This is a genomic window from Micromonospora sp. NPDC050695 (assembly GCF_040654415.1).
Taxonomy (GTDB): domain Bacteria; phylum Actinomycetota; class Actinomycetes; order Mycobacteriales; family Micromonosporaceae; genus Micromonospora.
Genome location: NZ_JBFAHZ010000049.1, coordinates 1 through 15,681, shown reverse-complemented (window position 1 = coordinate 15,681; position 15,681 = coordinate 1). Strand labels below are relative to the sequence as shown.

At 72.9% G+C, this 15,681-nt stretch carries 17 protein-coding genes and 1 pseudogene; 11 read left to right on the top strand and 7 right to left on the bottom strand.

Annotated elements, in window-relative coordinates:
• The first annotated feature begins 197 nt into the window (after positions 1–197).
• Positions 198–1,547 carry a hypothetical protein gene (locus AB0H52_RS26035; RefSeq protein WP_357950647.1) on the top strand — a complete coding sequence of 450 codons (1,350 nt, stop codon included), beginning with the start codon at positions 198–200 and terminating at the stop codon, positions 1,545–1,547.
• Positions 1,548–1,587: 40 nt separating this feature from the next.
• Here AB0H52_RS26035 and AB0H52_RS26030 read toward each other — a convergent pair whose 3' ends face one another.
• Complete coding sequence (locus AB0H52_RS26030; RefSeq protein ID WP_151490414.1) at positions 1,588–2,190, bottom strand: MBL fold metallo-hydrolase; 603 nt, start codon at positions 2,188–2,190, stop codon at positions 1,588–1,590.
• Between the two features lie 54 nt (positions 2,191–2,244).
• Positions 2,245–2,853 carry a hypothetical protein gene (locus AB0H52_RS26025; RefSeq protein ID WP_151490413.1) on the bottom strand — a complete coding sequence of 203 codons (609 nt, stop codon included), beginning with the start codon at positions 2,851–2,853 and terminating at the stop codon, positions 2,245–2,247.
• Between the two features lie 178 nt (positions 2,854–3,031).
• Here AB0H52_RS26025 and AB0H52_RS26020 point away from each other — a divergent pair, with 178 nt between their 5' ends.
• The 3 genes from AB0H52_RS26020 (at position 3,032) to AB0H52_RS26010 (ending at position 5,434) form a co-directional block, all read left to right on the top strand.
• Positions 3,032–4,129, top strand: coding sequence for a DUF5919 domain-containing protein (locus AB0H52_RS26020; protein ID WP_357950644.1), 1,098 nt, complete (start codon positions 3,032–3,034; stop codon positions 4,127–4,129).
• A 76-nt stretch (positions 4,130–4,205) separates the two neighbouring features.
• Positions 4,206–5,093, top strand: a complete 888-nt coding sequence (locus AB0H52_RS26015; protein ID WP_151490411.1) for a pentapeptide repeat-containing protein — start codon at positions 4,206–4,208, stop codon at positions 5,091–5,093.
• 104 nt (positions 5,094–5,197) lie between these two features.
• Positions 5,198–5,434: a preprotein translocase YidC gene (locus AB0H52_RS26010; RefSeq protein WP_151490410.1), complete on the top strand. Its 237-nt coding sequence runs from the start codon at positions 5,198–5,200 to the stop codon at positions 5,432–5,434.
• Positions 5,435–5,442: 8 nt separating this feature from the next.
• Here AB0H52_RS26010 and rnhA read toward each other — a convergent pair whose 3' ends face one another.
• From rnhA to AB0H52_RS25995, 3 genes are all read right to left on the bottom strand, one after another.
• Positions 5,443–5,916 carry a ribonuclease HI gene (gene rnhA, locus AB0H52_RS26005; RefSeq protein WP_151490409.1) on the bottom strand — a complete coding sequence of 158 codons (474 nt, stop codon included), beginning with the start codon at positions 5,914–5,916 and terminating at the stop codon, positions 5,443–5,445.
• Between the two features lie 122 nt (positions 5,917–6,038).
• Positions 6,039–7,274 carry a lycopene cyclase family protein gene (locus tag AB0H52_RS26000; protein WP_151490408.1) on the bottom strand — a complete coding sequence of 412 codons (1,236 nt, stop codon included), beginning with the start codon at positions 7,272–7,274 and terminating at the stop codon, positions 6,039–6,041.
• Positions 7,275–7,331: 57 nt separating this feature from the next.
• Positions 7,332–7,919 (bottom strand): MFS transporter, encoded by a 588-nt coding sequence (locus tag AB0H52_RS25995; RefSeq protein ID WP_357950640.1) that lies wholly within the window; start codon positions 7,917–7,919, stop codon positions 7,332–7,334.
• 647 nt (positions 7,920–8,566) lie between these two features.
• Between AB0H52_RS25995 and AB0H52_RS25990 the strand changes: the two genes are divergently transcribed.
• The 6 genes from AB0H52_RS25990 (at position 8,567) to AB0H52_RS25965 (ending at position 12,867) form a co-directional block, all read left to right on the top strand.
• Positions 8,567–9,052: a hypothetical protein gene (locus AB0H52_RS25990; protein WP_151493284.1), complete on the top strand. Its 486-nt coding sequence runs from the start codon at positions 8,567–8,569 to the stop codon at positions 9,050–9,052.
• A gap of 82 nt (positions 9,053–9,134) precedes the next feature.
• Entirely contained in the window at positions 9,135–9,746 is a 612-nt protein-coding gene (locus AB0H52_RS25985) for a class F sortase (protein WP_151493285.1), read from the top strand.
• A gap of 99 nt (positions 9,747–9,845) precedes the next feature.
• On the top strand, positions 9,846–10,964 hold the full coding sequence (locus AB0H52_RS25980) for a magnesium and cobalt transport protein CorA (RefSeq protein ID WP_151493286.1): 1,119 nt from the start codon (positions 9,846–9,848) through the stop codon (positions 10,962–10,964).
• A gap of 200 nt (positions 10,965–11,164) precedes the next feature.
• The gene (locus AB0H52_RS25975) at positions 11,165–11,584 is read left to right on the top strand and encodes a YchJ family metal-binding protein (RefSeq protein ID WP_225854859.1); all 420 of its coding nucleotides are present in this window, start codon (positions 11,165–11,167) and stop codon (positions 11,582–11,584) included.
• Between the two features lie 201 nt (positions 11,585–11,785).
• On the top strand, positions 11,786–12,484 hold the full coding sequence (locus AB0H52_RS25970) for a hypothetical protein (protein WP_151493157.1): 699 nt from the start codon (positions 11,786–11,788) through the stop codon (positions 12,482–12,484).
• Positions 12,481–12,867 (top strand): VOC family protein, encoded by a 387-nt coding sequence (locus AB0H52_RS25965; RefSeq protein ID WP_151493158.1) that lies wholly within the window; start codon positions 12,481–12,483, stop codon positions 12,865–12,867. Before AB0H52_RS25970 ends, AB0H52_RS25965 begins: the two co-directional genes overlap by 4 nt.
• 43 nt (positions 12,868–12,910) lie before the next feature.
• On the opposite strand, the gene AB0H52_RS25960 is transcribed toward AB0H52_RS25965, so the two are convergent.
• Positions 12,911–14,173 carry an MFS transporter gene (locus AB0H52_RS25960; protein ID WP_357950635.1) on the bottom strand — a complete coding sequence of 421 codons (1,263 nt, stop codon included), beginning with the start codon at positions 14,171–14,173 and terminating at the stop codon, positions 12,911–12,913.
• Between the two features lie 356 nt (positions 14,174–14,529).
• Here AB0H52_RS25960 and AB0H52_RS25955 point away from each other — a divergent pair.
• Positions 14,530–14,778, top strand: a pseudogene (locus AB0H52_RS25955) (IS3 family transposase); the annotation flags it as partial.
• Here the strand turns inward: AB0H52_RS25955 and AB0H52_RS25950 are convergent.
• Complete coding sequence (locus AB0H52_RS25950; protein ID WP_357950680.1) at positions 14,779–15,501, bottom strand: winged helix-turn-helix domain-containing protein; 723 nt, start codon at positions 15,499–15,501, stop codon at positions 14,779–14,781.
• Between the last annotated feature and the right edge of the window lie 180 nt (positions 15,502–15,681).

Below are 15,681 nucleotides of genomic sequence, written 5' to 3'. Positions count from 1 at the left end.
CTACCGTGACATAGACCACACCAGACATGAGTGCGATCGACACGTCCGGCGACGCCGATGTGGTCTCCCGCTACGTCCGACGGTGGTGCCACCATTCGGCCAGACGGGCGTTTGCCCAGCTCACAGCCTTGACGTGGATGCCTCGGCCAGCGACCGGCGATGACGGATTGTTTCTGCTTCGGAGGATTGGCGGAGAGATGAGACGTTTGCTGATCGCGCTGGCCGCCACGGTGGCTCTCACCCTGCCAGCGGCCATGACCCCGGCCGCGTCGGCTGCTCCGGTGCCACAGCCCGACCCCCTGACCACCCGGGTCAGCGTGGCCAACGGCCAGGTCCAGGGAAACGACCGCAGTGCCGCCAGCAGCAGCTCACGCAGCGGCCGGCACGTCTCCTTCGAGTCGCTCTCCACGAACCTGGTGCCGGGAGACACCAACGGCGTCGTGGACGTGTTCGTCCGGGACCGTAACCTGCGCACCACCTCCCGGATCAGCGTCTCCGGCACCGGCGCCCAGGGCAATGCCGGCAGCTTCGGCTCGGCGATCAGCGGCACCGGTCGCTACGTCGCCTTCATCTCGGCCGCCTCGAACCTGGTGCCCGGCGACACCAACGGCGCCACCGACATCTTCGTCCGGGACCGACTCCTGTGGACGACCACGCGGGTGAGCCTGCCGACCACCGGCGGACAGGGCAACGCGGGCAGCACCGTGCCCAGCATCAGCTACAACGGCCGCTTCGTCACCTTCACCTCGTACGCGACCAATCTGGTACCCGGGGACACCAACGGCGTGCCGGACCTCTTCGTCCGGGACCGACTGTTCGGCACCACCACCCGGGTCAGCATCTCCAGCACGGGCATCCAGGGCAACGGACAAAGCGGTTTCACCTCATCGATGATCAGTGGTGGCGGGCACCACGTGATCTTCTATTCGGAAGCGTCCAACCTGGTGCCCGGAGACACCAACGGCGCTGCGGACATCTTCGTCCGAGACCTGGTGCTCCGCACCACCTCCCGGGTCAGCCTGACCTCCGGGGGAACGCAGGCCTACGGCGACAGCAGTGGACCGGCGATCAGCGCCGACGGCCGCTTCGCCGCCTTCAGTTCCTGGGCCGCCAACCTCGTACCGGACGACACCAACCACGCCGAGGACGTCTTCATCCGGGACCCGCGGACCGGGGTGACCCGACGGGCGAGCGTCGCCACCGGCGGCGGTCAGCGCATCGGCGTCAGCAACCAACCTGCGCTCAGCGGGGACGGCCAGCGGGTCGCGTTCGTGTCCAATTCGTTTGATCTGGTGCCGGAGGACACCAACTACGCCGACGACGTCTTCCTGCACGAGTGGTCCACCAACACCACCACCCGGTTGAGCGTCTCGCCCGAGGGGACTGAGGCCAACGCCTCCAGCAACGATCCCTCCATCGACCACCGCGGCCGGCACGTCCCCTTCACCTCGTCGGCCACCAACATGGTGGCAGACGACACCAACCAGCGGCTCGACGTGTTCGTCCGCGACTCGCCGCGCTCCACCGCCCAGCCGCCGCCGAGCTGACCGGCGCGGTGGCCCCGGGCGCGGTCGCCCACGCGTCCGGTCAGGCGGTGTCGCCGGGGACGAGATGGCGATAGCCGGGGATGGTCTCGCCGAACCAGCCGGCGACGCTGGCCAGGCCACGCTCGTTGAGCTGCGCGTCGTGGATCGGGTACGCCCGCTCGGCGCCCACCGCGGCGGCGAACCGGATAGCCTCGTCGAGGCGCAGCCAGGATCCCTGCGCGGGCACGAGCAGCGTGCGCACCGGTTCGTCCGGCACGTGCAGCGAGTCGCCGGGGTGGTAGAGCCCGTCGCCGACCAGGTAGCCCAGGTTGGGGCAGTCGGGCTGCCCCTCGTGGATGGGGGCGTGCCGGCCGCCGTGGGCGCTGACGTCGATGCCGGCCGCCGTGAAGCGCTGCCCCGCGCGGACCCGGGTCACCGGCAGCGGGGCGAGATCGGACAGGCGGGCGCCCTCGGGGGCGTACACGGGGACGCCGAGGCCGGCGAGGCGCAGCACGTCCACGTGGTCGGTGTGCTCGTGGGTGACCAGGACGGCGTCCGCCCCGGCCAGGGCACGCGGTTCGCTCCAGGTGCCCGGGTCGATCACCAGCACCCGACCGTCGTGCTCGACGCGGACACAGGCGTGCGTGAATCGGATGATCCGCATCCGGCGACGGTACGCCGAGCGGACCACGACCGGCTGGCGAGAAATCGAGCGTCGTCAGACCCGGCGACCCGCCGACATGCGGACGATGTACGCGAACTGCGCCGCGAACGCCACCAGCGCGACCACCACCCCGGCGAGGACCGTCAGCCAGTGCGCGGCCCCGACCGCGCTGACCACCAGGGCGACGCCCAACCCGACCAGCGCCGCGTTGACCGCGCCCACCAACGCGGCCGTGGTGAGCAGGAACTCCCAGCGCCCCGGCCGGGTGCCGACCAGGATCCAGGCGGTCTCCGCGCTGTCCTCGGACGCCACCGCGTCGGCGAAGAAGTCGTGTTCACCGGCGAGGCGGTCCTGGTAGTAGGCGCGGATACGCTGGATCCGTTTCAGGTCCAGCGCGTTCTCCACCGTGGTCTCCACCAGCCGCAGGAAGGTCAGCACGCCGATGACCACCAGGATCGGCAGCACGGCGCCCAGGTACGGCCGGATCACCCGGTCGTTGCCGGAGACGAAGCCGAGGCCGATCAGGGCCGCCGACAACACCGACAGGAAGATGGTGGCACGGCCGGTGGCCTCGGTGATCGTGCCGGCGCGGGACGTCTGCAGGGCGTAGTGCTCGGTGGTGAGGACGCTCAGCAGCGCCTTTTCGCGTTCGGCATCGTCCATGCCACCACTCTCCGCAGTCGCCCGGCCTCGTTACCGTCACCCTATGGGCGGCCCGGAGGGTCCGGCCGGTGAAACGATCGCTCTCGAAGGGGACAGCGAGCGGCAAAGCGGGCACGTATCCTCCGCATGCCGGTGATCAGTGGGCGGCGGGGTCGGCCGACGGGCGGAAGGGGACCGGATGCCGGGGTGGTCTGGTCGGGGCGGTCGGCAGCGACGCGCCCTCGCCGTCGGTGGGCCGCTGCTCGCCGTCGCCGTCGTGATGCTGCTGGCCGCCTGGCGCAGCACCGGCTTCCTCAGCGACCTCCTGCTCAACCTCGGTGCCAGCGTGGTGCTCGCGGCCATCTCGTACGTCATCTTCGACCCGCTGTTCGAAGAGGCCCGCAAGGCCCGGGTGCAGGAGCACCTGAGCTTCGACCAGCAGGCGTTCGTGACGCGGCTGGACCGCTCCGCCCGCCGGGTGCGCATCCTCGACACCTGGACGATCCTTCTGGAACAGCGGCACCGCGAGGAGACCCTGTCCGCGGTACGCACGGCGCTCACCAACGGCGCCCAGGTGCAGTTGCTGCTGCTCGACCCGGACTGCACCGCCGCTCAGCAGCGCTCCGAGGAGTTGGAGCGGCAGCGGGTGGACGTGCCGCGACAGATCCGCGCCAACCTGCGCCACCTGGCCGCGTTCTCCGACGCCCTCGACGCCCGGCTGCGGCAGCGGTTGCAGGTCCGGCTCTACGACGCGTCCCCGTCGATCCAGCTCTACCAGTGGGACGGGCGGGCGCTGATCTCGTTCTTCCCGATCGGCAAGCTCTCGTTCAACGTGCCGCAGCTCGAGGTGGACATGGACAGCCCGTGGGGCGGGTTCGTGCACGCCCGGTTCGAGGAACTGTGGGAACACGAGCAGGCCACCCTCAACCTGGAGCGGTACTGGTCGGCCACGGTCACGCTGCGTCACGACGACCTGGACGTGGTCGAGGTGCGCGTGCCGTACGTGACGGTGGACGGGCAGCACTACGTCGACTGCCAAGGGTTCCGGGTGACCGGGCCGCTGACCGTGCGGGCCGTGCTGCCGCCCCGCGCGCCCGGCGCGACCCCGGCCGTGTTCGCGCTGGCCGAGCCGGCCGACGGGGACCGCACGCCGGCCACCATCGTGAGCCGGCACTTCGACCAGAAGTACGGGCACGGCGACGGGGAGCGGGCGATCCGGCGGCTGGTGCCGGCGCCGGGCGCTCCCCGTACCCCGGCTGCCCGGGCCGGGACGGCCGACGACACGCACGGACGGTGACCCCCGTCCCGCTCGGGGCCCTGGCGAGCGGGACAATGGTGGGCGCACCGCACCGATCGTCAGGAGGTCCGTCCGCATGCCGCCCAGCCCCGCACCGCCGCCCGGGTCCGCGCAGTTGCGCGCCGACTGCGGGCGCTGCTTCGGGCTGTGCTGCGTGGTGCCGGCGTTCGCCCGGTCGGCGGACTTCGCCATCGACAAACCGGCCGGGCAGCCCTGCCCCAACCTGCGCACCGACCACCGCTGCGGCATCCACACCGAGCTGCGGCAGCGCGGGTTCCCCGGTTGCACGGTGTTCGACTGCTTCGGCGCGGGGCAGCAGGTCGCCCAGGTCACCTTCAATGGTCGGGACTGGCGGGACGCACCGGGGACGCTGCCCGCGATGGCGGAGGCGTTCGCGGTGCTGCGACCACTGCACGAGCTGCTCTGGTATCTCACCGAGGCGCTGACGCTGCGCCCGCCCGCCGACCTGCGCGTCGAGCTGGAGCGCGCGCACGCCGAAACCTGGGCGCTCTGCGGCGCTGACCCGACGCGACTACGCGCGGTGGACACCGCCGCGCACCGCGACCTCGTCAACCCGCTGCTGGCGCGGGCCAGCGACGCGGCGCGTTCCCCGGGAGGCGCCGATCGTCGGGGTGCCCAGCTGCTCGGGGCTGACCTGCGGCGGGTCGACCTGCGGCGGGCCAACCTGCGTGGGGCGCTGCTGGTCGGCGCGGACCTGCGCGGCGCCGACCTGAGCCTCGCCGACGTGACGGGCGCGGACCTGCGCGGCGCCGATCTGCGCGGAGCGGACCTGCGGAGCACCCTCTTCCTGCACCAGGCGCAGCTGGACGCGGCGCGGGGTGACACCCGCACCGGGTTGCCGGCGGCGCTCACCCGGCCGGCGCACTGGACCGCGCTGGCGCTCACCCCGGTCCGCCAACCCTCCCGGTCGGCGACGTCCACCCGGCGCGGCCGACGCCGCTGAGCGCGAGGTTTCGGCCGTGACGACGCCGCCGAGCGCGAGGTTTCGGCCGTGACGACGCCGGGTAGCCAGCGCCGACGCGGACCGGCATCGACGGGGGGCACGGCGTGGGCTACCGAAAGCGCGACGGTGAGCTGCCGGGCGACCCGCAGCACAGCGAGGACGAGGCCGGCCAGGTCCCGTTGGTGCAGGTCGAGGTCGACACCGAGGTCCCACCCCCGGACGACACCGACGTGCCACCGGACATCGTGACCGAGGACAACAGCTCGGGTGTCGCGGGTGGGTCGTCGGGCAGCAGCGGCGGCGGGTCGAGCATGCCCGGCCACCCGGACGCGACCCGCTGACGCTCTGGTCAGCGGCTGGCCAGCGCGGCCCGTGCCTCGGTCATGCCCTTGTTGGCCAGTCGGTCGGCGCGCTCGTTCTCCGGGTGCCCGTTGTGCCCCTTGACCCACAGCCAGGTGACCTGGTGCCGCTCGCAGGCCGCCTCCAGGCGCTGCCACAGGTCGGCGTTCTTCACCGGCTGCTTTGCGGCGGTCAGCCAGCCGTTGCGCTTCCACGACGCCAGCCAGCTGGTGATGCCGTTGCGCACGTACGTGCTGTCGGTGTGCAACTCCACGGTGACCGGGCGGTTCAGGCTCTCCAACGCCTGGATGGCCGCCATCAGCTCCATCCGGTTGTTGGTGGTCGGCGTCGCCTCGCCGCCGCACAGCTCCCGCTCGTGGTCGCCGTAGCGCAGCAACGCGCCCCAGCCGCCCGGCCCCGGGTTGCCACTGCACGCCCCGTCGGTCCAGATCTGCACGCCCCTGCCGGCCGCCGCGTCCACCATGCCCGGCAACCTACCGGGCGGCCGGGCCGCACCTGCCGATCGGGGGCCGCGACACGGGACCGACCGGCGCCGACCCCTCGGGGGTCAGCCGGGCGGCGCATCCGGCCCGACACCGGGGCCGATCAGGTCGGGGAGGCGCCACCCACCACGGCCGCCGGGATGGCTGGCACGGGCCGGGGCGGTCCGACCCGGTCGCGCAGGCGGTGCGCCGCGTCGCCGGCCGTGGCGGCGATCATCGGCAGCAGCCGGGTGGAGTTCATGACCGCGACCTCCTCGGCCGGGGTGGTGACGCCGTCGAGGAACCGCAGCACCCGCTCGGCCGGATTGCGGTCGAAGAGCCGTTCGAAGAACTCGGGACCGCTGACCCCACCCCGGTCCAGGGCGCGCAGCGCCACCGCGTCCATCCAGCGGTGCCGGCGCGGGTACGCGGGCTCCGGCACCGGCGGCCGGCCGGCGGCGAGCACGCGCGCCACCTGGTCGGCCTGGCGGTACATGGCGGAGAAGGTGAAGCCGGTGGAGGGGCGGGTCGCGCCCCCGGCCGTGCCGAGCCGGACCACCCGCGGCGACGGCCGGGCCGGGAACGGCGCGTCGGTCATCGGGATCACCCCGTTCTCCACCTCGCGCACCCGCAGCCCGGCCGGGTCCAACCCGAGCAGATCGCGGTACGCGGCCAGCGCCGCGTCGTACCCGGCGTCGGTGAGCAGGCCCGGGGAGAACTCCGTGTACTCGACCAGGGCGTAGCGGTCACTGACCGGCAGCACGTAGCCGAAGGACACACCGCGGGGCGGCTGCGGGGTGCGGAAGTCCATCAGCACGGCCCGCCCGGGGTCGAACACCGGCCGGTCGGCCTCCAGCCACCAGCCACGAAAGTGTTGCAACCAGGTTGTCCGCCCGGCCCGCGCCGGTGGGCGGGGGCGGGAGTCGAGCACCCAGCCGGCTCGTACGACCGGGCCGCCGGCGGTACGTACCAGCACGCGGGTGCCGTCGTCGGTCACCGCCTCGGCGGGCGCGACGACGCGGGTGGCGTGCAGGCGGCGCTCGGCGACGGCAGCCCGGTCGTAGACCGGGCCGGAGCGCAGCATGGCGTACCGCAGCGGGGTCAGGTCCAGGACGCGGCGCCGCGCCGGCGTGGCCACCTCGACCTGTGGCCAGCTCGCGCTGAGCAGCGGGTCCAGGTCGGGGTCCGGGCTGCCCCAGAAGGCCCAGGTGCGGTCCTGGCCGCGTCGGCGCACCGGGTCGACGACGGCGATCCGCAAGTCGCGGACGTCGTGCCGGTCCAGCGCGGCGAGCAGCAGCGACGCGGCGCCACCACCGCCGAGCAGCGCGAGGTCGACGTCGAGCGGCGCGGAGTCGGTCACCCGCACCACGCTGCCACACCGCCCGGTGCGTCCACCCGTCGCCCGCCCGGCGAGCGCTCAGGCCACCGGAGCGGGTGAGTGCTCGACCGGGGGCGGGTCGGCGTAGGCACGCTGCACCGTCGCGCGGTCGAAGACCCGCCAGGTGGCGGCGGAGACGCCGATCGCCACCACCAACCCCACCCAGTACGGCGCGGTGATGCCGATCCAGGAGGCCAGCAGCCCACCGAGCAGGGCGCCCACGCAGTTGCCACCCGCCGCCACGAAGAGGGTCGTGCTGGCCACCCGACCCTGCAGGGTCGGTGGGGTGAGTCGCTGGCGCAGCGAGTTCGCCACGATGTTCCACAGCGCGCCGTGCACACCGAAGGCGAAGAGCGCGAACCCGACCACGAGGGTGCTACGCGACGCGGCCAACGCCAGGTGCAGTCCCGCCTCGACGAGCAGGCCGACCCGGACCGTCCAGGTGGCGCTGATCCAGGAGACGAGCCGGTCGCCGAGGAGCGCGCCGAGCACCCCACCTGCGGCCATGCAGGTGAACAGCAGCCCGTAGCCGACGGACCCGAGTCCCAGCCGCTCGTCGGCGAGCAACACCAGCACCGCGAGGGCGGCGGTGAGGGTCACGTTGAGCAGGCCGATCAGCACGGCCATGGTGCGCAGCAACCGCTGGTGCGCCAGCCAGCGCAGCCACGCGACGCGACGCGACGCGACGCGACGCGACGAAGAGTGGCGCGGCCACGGTCGCCAGCCCGCTGCCCAGGGCCGACAGGGTGCTGGCCGCCCACAGCCGGGCGAACGCACGTCCCAGACCAACCCCCGCGTCCCCTGTCACGGCGAGCGAACCTACCAGCGTCTCCCGGGGTCCACCGGGATTTATCCCGCCGGCAGAAGCGTGCCGACGGCCAGGTTGATCGGCAACCATGTGGTTGCCTATGGTGCGGCTGGCCCGAGTTGCTGGCCAACCTCAAGACCCTCGTGGAGACCGGCGAGCCGATGCCGGCGCAGCACGCCGGCTGACAGTCTTGGGACAGGCGACGCGATACCTCGCCATCGCCTCAGCGACGACAGCCCGACCGGAGCAGACATCGACCGGAGCACCCGTGCCGGTCGGGCCGTCCGGGCCTTTCCGCAGCTCTCCCCACCTTCGGGTGGACACGTGACGGCAACGAGGATTTCTCATTTTCACCTGATCGAGGCCCCAACCCACCTAGTGTTGGGCACACCGGTGCTAGTCACGGAGTTGGCCACCCGAACGACGTCCCACGCAGTCAGCGGACGAAAAGTGAGGGAAGACGCGTATGAAGGTCTCAACAGCACTCTGTTCAGCGGCGCTCGGCGTGGGCCTCGGCACGCTCCTGCTGCCAGGCGCCGCACTGGCCGACACCACCGTGTCACCGGCCACCACCCCGGTCGGTGGAACCGTCGTGCTCACCGCGACGACCTGCAACCCGAAGTCGGGTGACGCCCTGTTCCGCGTCACCGGCCCCAACCGCGACCAGAACGTCCGATCCACCACGGCGGCCGCGGGCGGCGGGCTGAGCGCCGAACTCTTCACTGCCGGGTTCACCCTGGGCACCTACACGGTGGCCGCCACCTGCGGCGACGGCAGCTCAGCCGGCAGCTCCACGTTCACCGTCACCCCGATCGGCGGCGCGCCCGCCGGCTCCGGCGGCGACAGCCGCGACAACGGCGCCCTAGCCGCCGGAGGCACGCTGCTCGGCACCGCCGCGGCCGGCGCGGTGATCCTGTTCCGCCGGCGCCGTCCGGTGTCCGCCGTCGCCTGACCGGCGACCCGCTCCATCCCTGAGGACGGGTGCCCGTGCCGGTGGCGCGGGCACCCCGACGATCCCGTACGGAGGTGCGCACGTGTGGTGGCGGCGGACCCTCCCGGCCGTGGTCGCCCTGCTCGGCATCAGCGGGCTGGGGCTGATCACGGTCGGCCTCACCGCCGACCCGGCGCGGCCACCACGGCCACCGGCCGGAACACCGGCACGCACCCATCCCGCACCGGACCTGGCGCCGCTGACGCGCGCCGCGCCGGTCCGGGTGCAGATCCCCGCCATCGGGGTACGCGCCGAGATCGTCCCCGTCGGCGCGGACGCCGCCGGGGTGCTGGAAGTGCCACCCCTGGACCGGCCCACCCTCGCCGGCTGGTACCGACACGGGGTCAGCCCCGGCGAGACGGGCAACGCCGTCCTGGTCGGACACGTCGACTCCCCCAGCGGGCCGGCCGTCTTCTTCGACCTCGGTCGCCTGCGCGCCGGCCAGGAGATCCAGGTCACCCGCACCGACGCGCGGATCACCACGTTCACTGTGGACGACGTGCGCGCGTACCCCAAGGACCGCTTCCCCACCGCGCTCGTCTACGGCCCGGCGGACGCCGCCGGGCTGCGCCTCATCACCTGCGGCGGACGGTTCGACGACGCCACCGGCAACTACGTCGACAACGTCGTCGTCTTCGCCACCCGCACCGCCTGAGCCGGGGCCGCCCGCCTGTCGGGCGCCGGACCCCGCTCGGCAGAATGCGGTGGCACCATCCCTGATCGGGGCGGTACGCCGGCGACGGGGAGACACGTGGTGGATCAGCGAGCGGTACGGGACCGGGCCGGCCGCGGCGTACGCGCGCTCGCCCGTCGACTGCTCGGACGGGTCGAGGGCGGCTCCCCCACCCCACGCCGGTCCAACCCGGACGCGGTGGTCGACTGCGCCGTCTACGTCAACGGTCGACGCGAGCCCGGCCGCCCGCACTACGCCGACGCGTACGCCCACGCCCGGCGCGGCCGCGACGCGTTCGTCTGGTTGGGCCTGCACGAGCCGGGGCCGGCGGTGCTCGCCGCGGTGGGACGGACGTTCGGCCTCGACGAGCTGATCGTCGAGCAGGCGCTCGCCGACGGGCACCGGCCCACCGTGCAGCGCCACGGGCCGGTGACGGTGCTGGTGCTGCGCACCGCCGGGTACGTCGAGCACGACGAGCTGACCGACACCTCCGAGGTGATCGACACCGGCGACGTGATGGTGCTGCTCGGCAACCGGTTCGCCATCACCGTGCGGCACGGCGCCACCGGTGCGCTGCGCAGCGTCCGCGCCGACATCGAACGCCGGCCCGCGCTGCTGGCCGCCGGCCCGTGGGCGGTCGCCTACGCGGTCTGCGCCCGGATGGTCGACACCTACCTGGAGGTGGCCGGGCACGTGGAACGGGACCTGGAACGGGTCGAGGAGGCGGTGTTCGCCCGCGACCGTGCCGCCGACATCCAGCACATCTACCAGCTCAAACGGGAGGTCGTGGAGTTCAAGAGGGCGGTCCTGCCGTTGCAGGCGCCGATGCGCACACTGCTCGACACCGACGGCTCGGACGGCTCCGACGGCCCGCCGCGTACGCTGCACCGCTGGTTCGTCGACGTGGACGGCCGACTGAGTCGGGCGGTGGACCGCGTGGCCGCGTACGACGACCTGCTCACCTCGATCGTCCAGTCCCGCCTGGCGCAGCTCGCGGTCGAGCAGAACAACGACATGCGCAAGATCGCGGCGTGGGCGGCCATCGCGGCCACCCAGACCGGCATCGCCGGCATCTACGGCATGAACTTCGACCACATGCCCGAGCTGGCCTGGCGCTACGGCTACGCCGGCGCGGTGGCCCTGATGGCCCTGGCCGCCCTGGCCCTGTACCGCCTGTTCCGCCGCTCCGGCTGGCTCTAACCCCGCGCAGGTCACCCCGCCCCGCGCAGGTCGCCCGCCCCGCGCGGATCACCCCGCCCCGCGCAGGTCAGCCCGCCCCGCGCGGATGACCCGGGGCCAGCGGCACGGCGGCCGATCGCGTCATGCCCGCGAGCGTAGGGACGACCGTCAACCCGTCGGCCAACGTCCGGGGCCGCGCGGCGGTGCGGCAGGATGACGGCGTGGGCAAGGATGGCAGGCGCAGACGGGCGAACGCGACGGCGGAACGGGTGTGCCCGTGCGGCTCGGGCCGGACGTACGCAGACTGCTGCGCGCCGGTGCACGGCGGCGCGGCGCAGGCGCCGACGGCCGAGGCGTTGATGCGCTCCCGGTTCAGCGCCTTCGCCCTCGGCGACACCGGCTACCTGCTGCGGAGCTGGCACTCCTCGACCCGACCGGCCCGGCTGGAGCTGGCGCCGGGGCAGCGGTGGATCCGGCTGGAGATCGTCGACACCGACCGGGGCGGAGTGCTCGACGCCACCGGCACCGTGACGTTCCACGCCCACTACCGCGACGCGGGCCGCGCGGGCACGCTGACCGAACACAGCCGGTTCGCCCGCGAGGACGGCCGATGGGTCTACCTCGACGGCGATCAGCCCTGACGGCTGCGCCGACGGCCGGGCTGAACGTATGATGACCCCGGCGTAGTCCTGCGCCGCACCTCCCTCCCGGCGCTCACGCCGCCGGCCACGCGGAGGCAAAGGGGGCCTGGAGCCCTCGGGACGTGGTGCCACATGCCCCACTCCGGCGGGGTCGACGGGAGCGTGAGTCCCGGTGACCGTGCCGTTGACCGGGAGCATGTGATGACCAACCAGAGATCGTTCAAGACCCGGGTCCGGGCCCGGATGGCGAAGACCGGCGAGAGCTACACCACGGCCCGCCGGCACCTGATCAACCGGTCCGCCGGGCCCGACCCCGAGGCGCCTCCGGCACCCGCCGCCGCACAGACCGAGCGGATCGCCGACGACCTGCTCCGCGACCGGACCGGGCAGGGCTGGGCGCAGTGGTTCGCCGTGCTCGACGCCGCGTCCGCCGCCGAGCGGACGCACACCGAGATCGCCCGTCACCTGGTGGCCGAGCACGAGGTGCCGGGCTGGTGGGCGCAGAGCATCACCGTCGGGTACGAGCAGGCACGCGGCCTGCGCTCGCCCGGTCAGCGGCGCGGCGGCGGCTTCGAGGTCAGCGCCAGCCGGACGGTGGCGGCGCCGGCAGCACGGCTGTTCGAGGCGTTCGCCGACGAGACGGCGCGCGCCCGCTGGCTGCCCGACGTCGAGGTACGGGTCCGTACCGCCACCGCGCCGCGCAGCTTCCGGGCCGACTGGGCCGGCGGGCCCACCCGGATCGTCGTCGGCTTCGACGCGGTCGGCGAGTCGAAGACCCGGGTCAACGTCCTGCACGAGAAGCTGACCGGAGCCGAGCAGGCCACGCAGCTCAAGGCGTACTGGCGGGAGCGGCTCACCGCGTTGAAGGTGCTGCTCGAGTCGAACGGAGACAACCGATGACCATGACCTTCATCAACCTGCCGGTGCGCGACCTGACCACCGCCGCCGAGTTCTACCGGACGCTCGGCTTCACCACCGACCAGACCGGGCCGGACGGGGACAGCATGATGCTCACCATCTCCGACACCACCCGGCTGATGCTGCACGTCAAGTCGGCCTTCGAGGCGTACACCGGGGTGGCCGCCACCGACACGGCGACCAGCCGGGAGGTCATCGTGGGGCTGTCGGCGCAGAGCCGGGAGCAGGTCGACGAGCTGGTCGACCGGGCTGCGGTCGCCGGTGGGGAGCCGCTCGGGCCGGGGATGGCCAACGGGCCGATGTACATGCGCGGCTTCCGGGACCTCGACGGTCACCAGTGGTCGTTCCTGCACATGACCGGCTGAGCGAGCGCCCGGCGGCGGCCCTTCCGGTCGCCGCCGGGCAGGGTCAGCACCGGCCCCGCGCGGCCACCCCGGTGGTCACCGCCGCGGGGCGCCGGCGGCGGCGCAGCAGCGCCAGCGCCACGATGAGGTACGGCCCGGCGGTCACCGCGAACGCCACCGCGTTGCCGGCCGCCGTGGCGACGAGCCCGTACGCGCCGTACGTCACGATGATCAGTACGTCGGTGGCCATCCCGGCCAGGGAGGTGACGGTCGCGCGGTTGCTGCCGGTGATCCGCGCCTGCAACCGCGCGTCAGCCAGCACGGTGGCCAGTTGCGCGGCCCCGAACGCCACCGCGAGCAGCACGAACCCGGCCGGATGCCGCAGCAGCGCGCCCCCGGCCAGCGCGACGGCGACGACGGTCAGCAGGCCGGCATAGCCCCGGCCGCCCAGCCGCTCCCCCACCGGGGTGAGCAACCCGCCGACGGTCACCCCGGCCCAGAGCAGCAGGAGCAGCAGGGGTACGACCTGCGCCCCGACGCCGGTGTCCAGGGCCAGCAGCGGGGTGAACTCGTCGAGCGCGCCCCAGTCGGCGGCCACCACGGCGACCAGGAGCACGGCGCCCCGCACCGGCGGGTGGGTGCGGACCTGCGTGACCCCGGCTCGCAGGGTCTCCCACCAGCCCGCGTCGCCGTCGTCATCGTCCGGACCGGACGGTGGTCCGACCGACGCTGCGGTACAGCGGCGGTGTTCGGGAAACCGGGCGGCGACGGCCGTGGCGAGCAGACAGGCGAGCACGCTGGCCGCGCCGATCGCCGGGTACCCGCCGGCGGCGAGCACCGGGCCGGCGAGCACTCCGGAGAGCACCACACCCAGGACGCCCGCCGTGCGCGCACGGCCGAGCACCCGGGCGTACCGGCCGGCCGCGCCGAGCCGATCCAGCTCGGTCCAGACCAGCGCCTCCAGCGCGCCGGAGACCAAGGCCCCGCCGGCGCCCCAGAGCAGGAACCCGAACGCGAACGCCGGATAGGACGGCGCCAGCACCCAGAGCGCGTACCCGCCCGCGGTCACCAGCGGGGCGAGACCCAGCAGCAGCCGGCGGGACACCACGTCGGCCCACGCGCCGGAGGGCACCTCGACGAGGATGCCGGCGGCCGACCAGATGACGAAGAGCGACGAGATCTGCCCCACCGACAGGCCGGTGTCGGCGAAGAACACCACGTACAGCGGGTAGAGCAGGACGAGGTCGCTGAGGAACGCGTACCCGTAGAGGGTCAGGGTGAGCCGGCGGACCGCCGGGTCGGGTCCGTGCGAGACGATGCGGATCATGGGGCCTTCCCCTGGGAGTGGAGACGGACACCGGACGTGGAAAGCGCGACCGCCGGGCGCTGTGTGATTGCGGTCCAGCTTCGGAGTGAAGCGCACTGTTGAGATGGGGAGCGCCGTGTAGCCGCCCGCGGTGGGACGGGCGGATCGGAACGTCCACCCGGCGTCGACGCGGGTCGCGGCCGAGCTGGACCGGCCGTCGCGGTGAGGGTCGCGTTCGTCGACTCTGAGAAGGAACAGCACGGTGTCCAGTCGGTCTTGCGGGCGTTGGAAGACACTCCGGCACAGATCGCACCGTCGACCTACTACACCGTCAAGACCGTACGGCCTCGGCCCGGTCACGGCGCGACAGCGAACTCACCACGATGATCAGGAGGATCCACGCCGAGAACTACGGCGTCTACGGCACCCGAAAGATCTGGCACGAGCTGCACCGCCAGGGCGTCGAGGTGGCCCGGTGCACGGTCGAACGGCTGATGCGCGCCGCCGCGCTGCGCGGGCTGCTGCGCGACAGGTCAGCACGCACGACACGGCCTGAGGCCGAGACCGACCGGCCTCGTGACCTGGTCAAACGTGACTTATTGACCCGAAGGGCAAACATGTGCTGATCAGCCAGCGGCGTAGCGGACCTCTGGCTTGCCGAATAGGGACTTCACTGCCTCGGGCTGGTTCTGGCGGCGGCGCAGGTGCGAGGCGGCTGCTGCGGCGAGTCCGGTGGGGTTGGCGGGGTTCGCTTGTGCCACATGGCGTTTGATGTCGCCGTTGAGTAGTTCTACGGGGTTCGGTTCGGGTGCGTAGCCGGGCAGGAAGTGCATCTCAATCTGCTCAACACGTTCGGCCAGCCAGTCGCGGACGTTGCACAAGATGACCGCTTTCTCCTTCTTCGCTTGTCTCTCGATGGCGGGGTACTCCGCCTCCAGCCACCGTGCGACCGCCTCGGGGTTCCGCTCGTACGCTTTGCGGATCGGCTTCTGCGGTGACAGCCCCCACGAGCGCAGATACTTGCCGATCGTGACCAGGGACCGGCCGATACCGAACCAGGTGCGTACCAGTTGGCGGACCTGCGGGCGAGTCCACACCAGGCCGGGCAACGCGACCTGGTCGGGGTACCTACTCACCACCGCTCGCCGTACCCGAGCTTCCTGCCTCGGGTCGAGGGCCTTCTGCTCACCCGGACGCCGCCCCCGCTTGCCGGCCTTGAGTGCCTTGTTCCCCTTGCGGTCAAAGGCGTTGACCCACCGCGAAACCGCCTGCGGTGACACACCGAGCACTGTGGCCACCGCCGCCTGCGTGTGCCCGGCCTTGACCGCCGCTACCGCCCTGCGACGCAGATCCTCTTGTGCCTGCGGGAAGGGCCGCCGCGACCCGCGGCGGCCAGGTCGACGCAGTGATCTTCCACAGCGACCGCGGCAGCGAGGGCGAATTCAACTGATCGTCGCAACACCTTGATCACGGAGGTTTGCGATGGGGCGCGGGAAGAAGCAGATTCCTGAGGTGCCGGCTGGCGGGCG

Bases quoted from the DNA above. Each gene is read 5' to 3' on its own strand.
- AB0H52_RS26035 (WP_357950647.1), top strand. From the start codon at position 198: ATGAGACGTTTGCTGATCGCGCTGGCCGCCACGGTGGCTCTCACCCTG.
- AB0H52_RS26030 (WP_151490414.1), bottom strand. From the start codon at position 2,190: ATGCGGATCATCCGATTCACGCACGCCTGTGTCCGCGTCGAGCACGAC.
- AB0H52_RS26025 (WP_151490413.1), bottom strand. From the start codon at position 2,853: ATGGACGATGCCGAACGCGAAAAGGCGCTGCTGAGCGTCCTCACCACC.
- AB0H52_RS26020 (WP_357950644.1), top strand. From the start codon at position 3,032: ATGCCGGGGTGGTCTGGTCGGGGCGGTCGGCAGCGACGCGCCCTCGCC.
- AB0H52_RS26015 (WP_151490411.1), top strand. From the start codon at position 4,206: ATGCCGCCCAGCCCCGCACCGCCGCCCGGGTCCGCGCAGTTGCGCGCC.
- rnhA (WP_151490409.1), bottom strand. From the start codon at position 5,916: ATGGTGGACGCGGCGGCCGGCAGGGGCGTGCAGATCTGGACCGACGGG.
- AB0H52_RS25995 (WP_357950640.1), bottom strand. From the start codon at position 7,919: ATGGCCGTGCTGATCGGCCTGCTCAACGTGACCCTCACCGCCGCCCTC.
- AB0H52_RS25990 (WP_151493284.1), top strand. From the start codon at position 8,567: ATGAAGGTCTCAACAGCACTCTGTTCAGCGGCGCTCGGCGTGGGCCTC.
- AB0H52_RS25970 (WP_151493157.1), top strand. From the start codon at position 11,786: ATGACCAACCAGAGATCGTTCAAGACCCGGGTCCGGGCCCGGATGGCG.
- AB0H52_RS25965 (WP_151493158.1), top strand. From the start codon at position 12,481: ATGACCATGACCTTCATCAACCTGCCGGTGCGCGACCTGACCACCGCC.
- AB0H52_RS25960 (WP_357950635.1), bottom strand. From the start codon at position 14,173: ATGATCCGCATCGTCTCGCACGGACCCGACCCGGCGGTCCGCCGGCTC.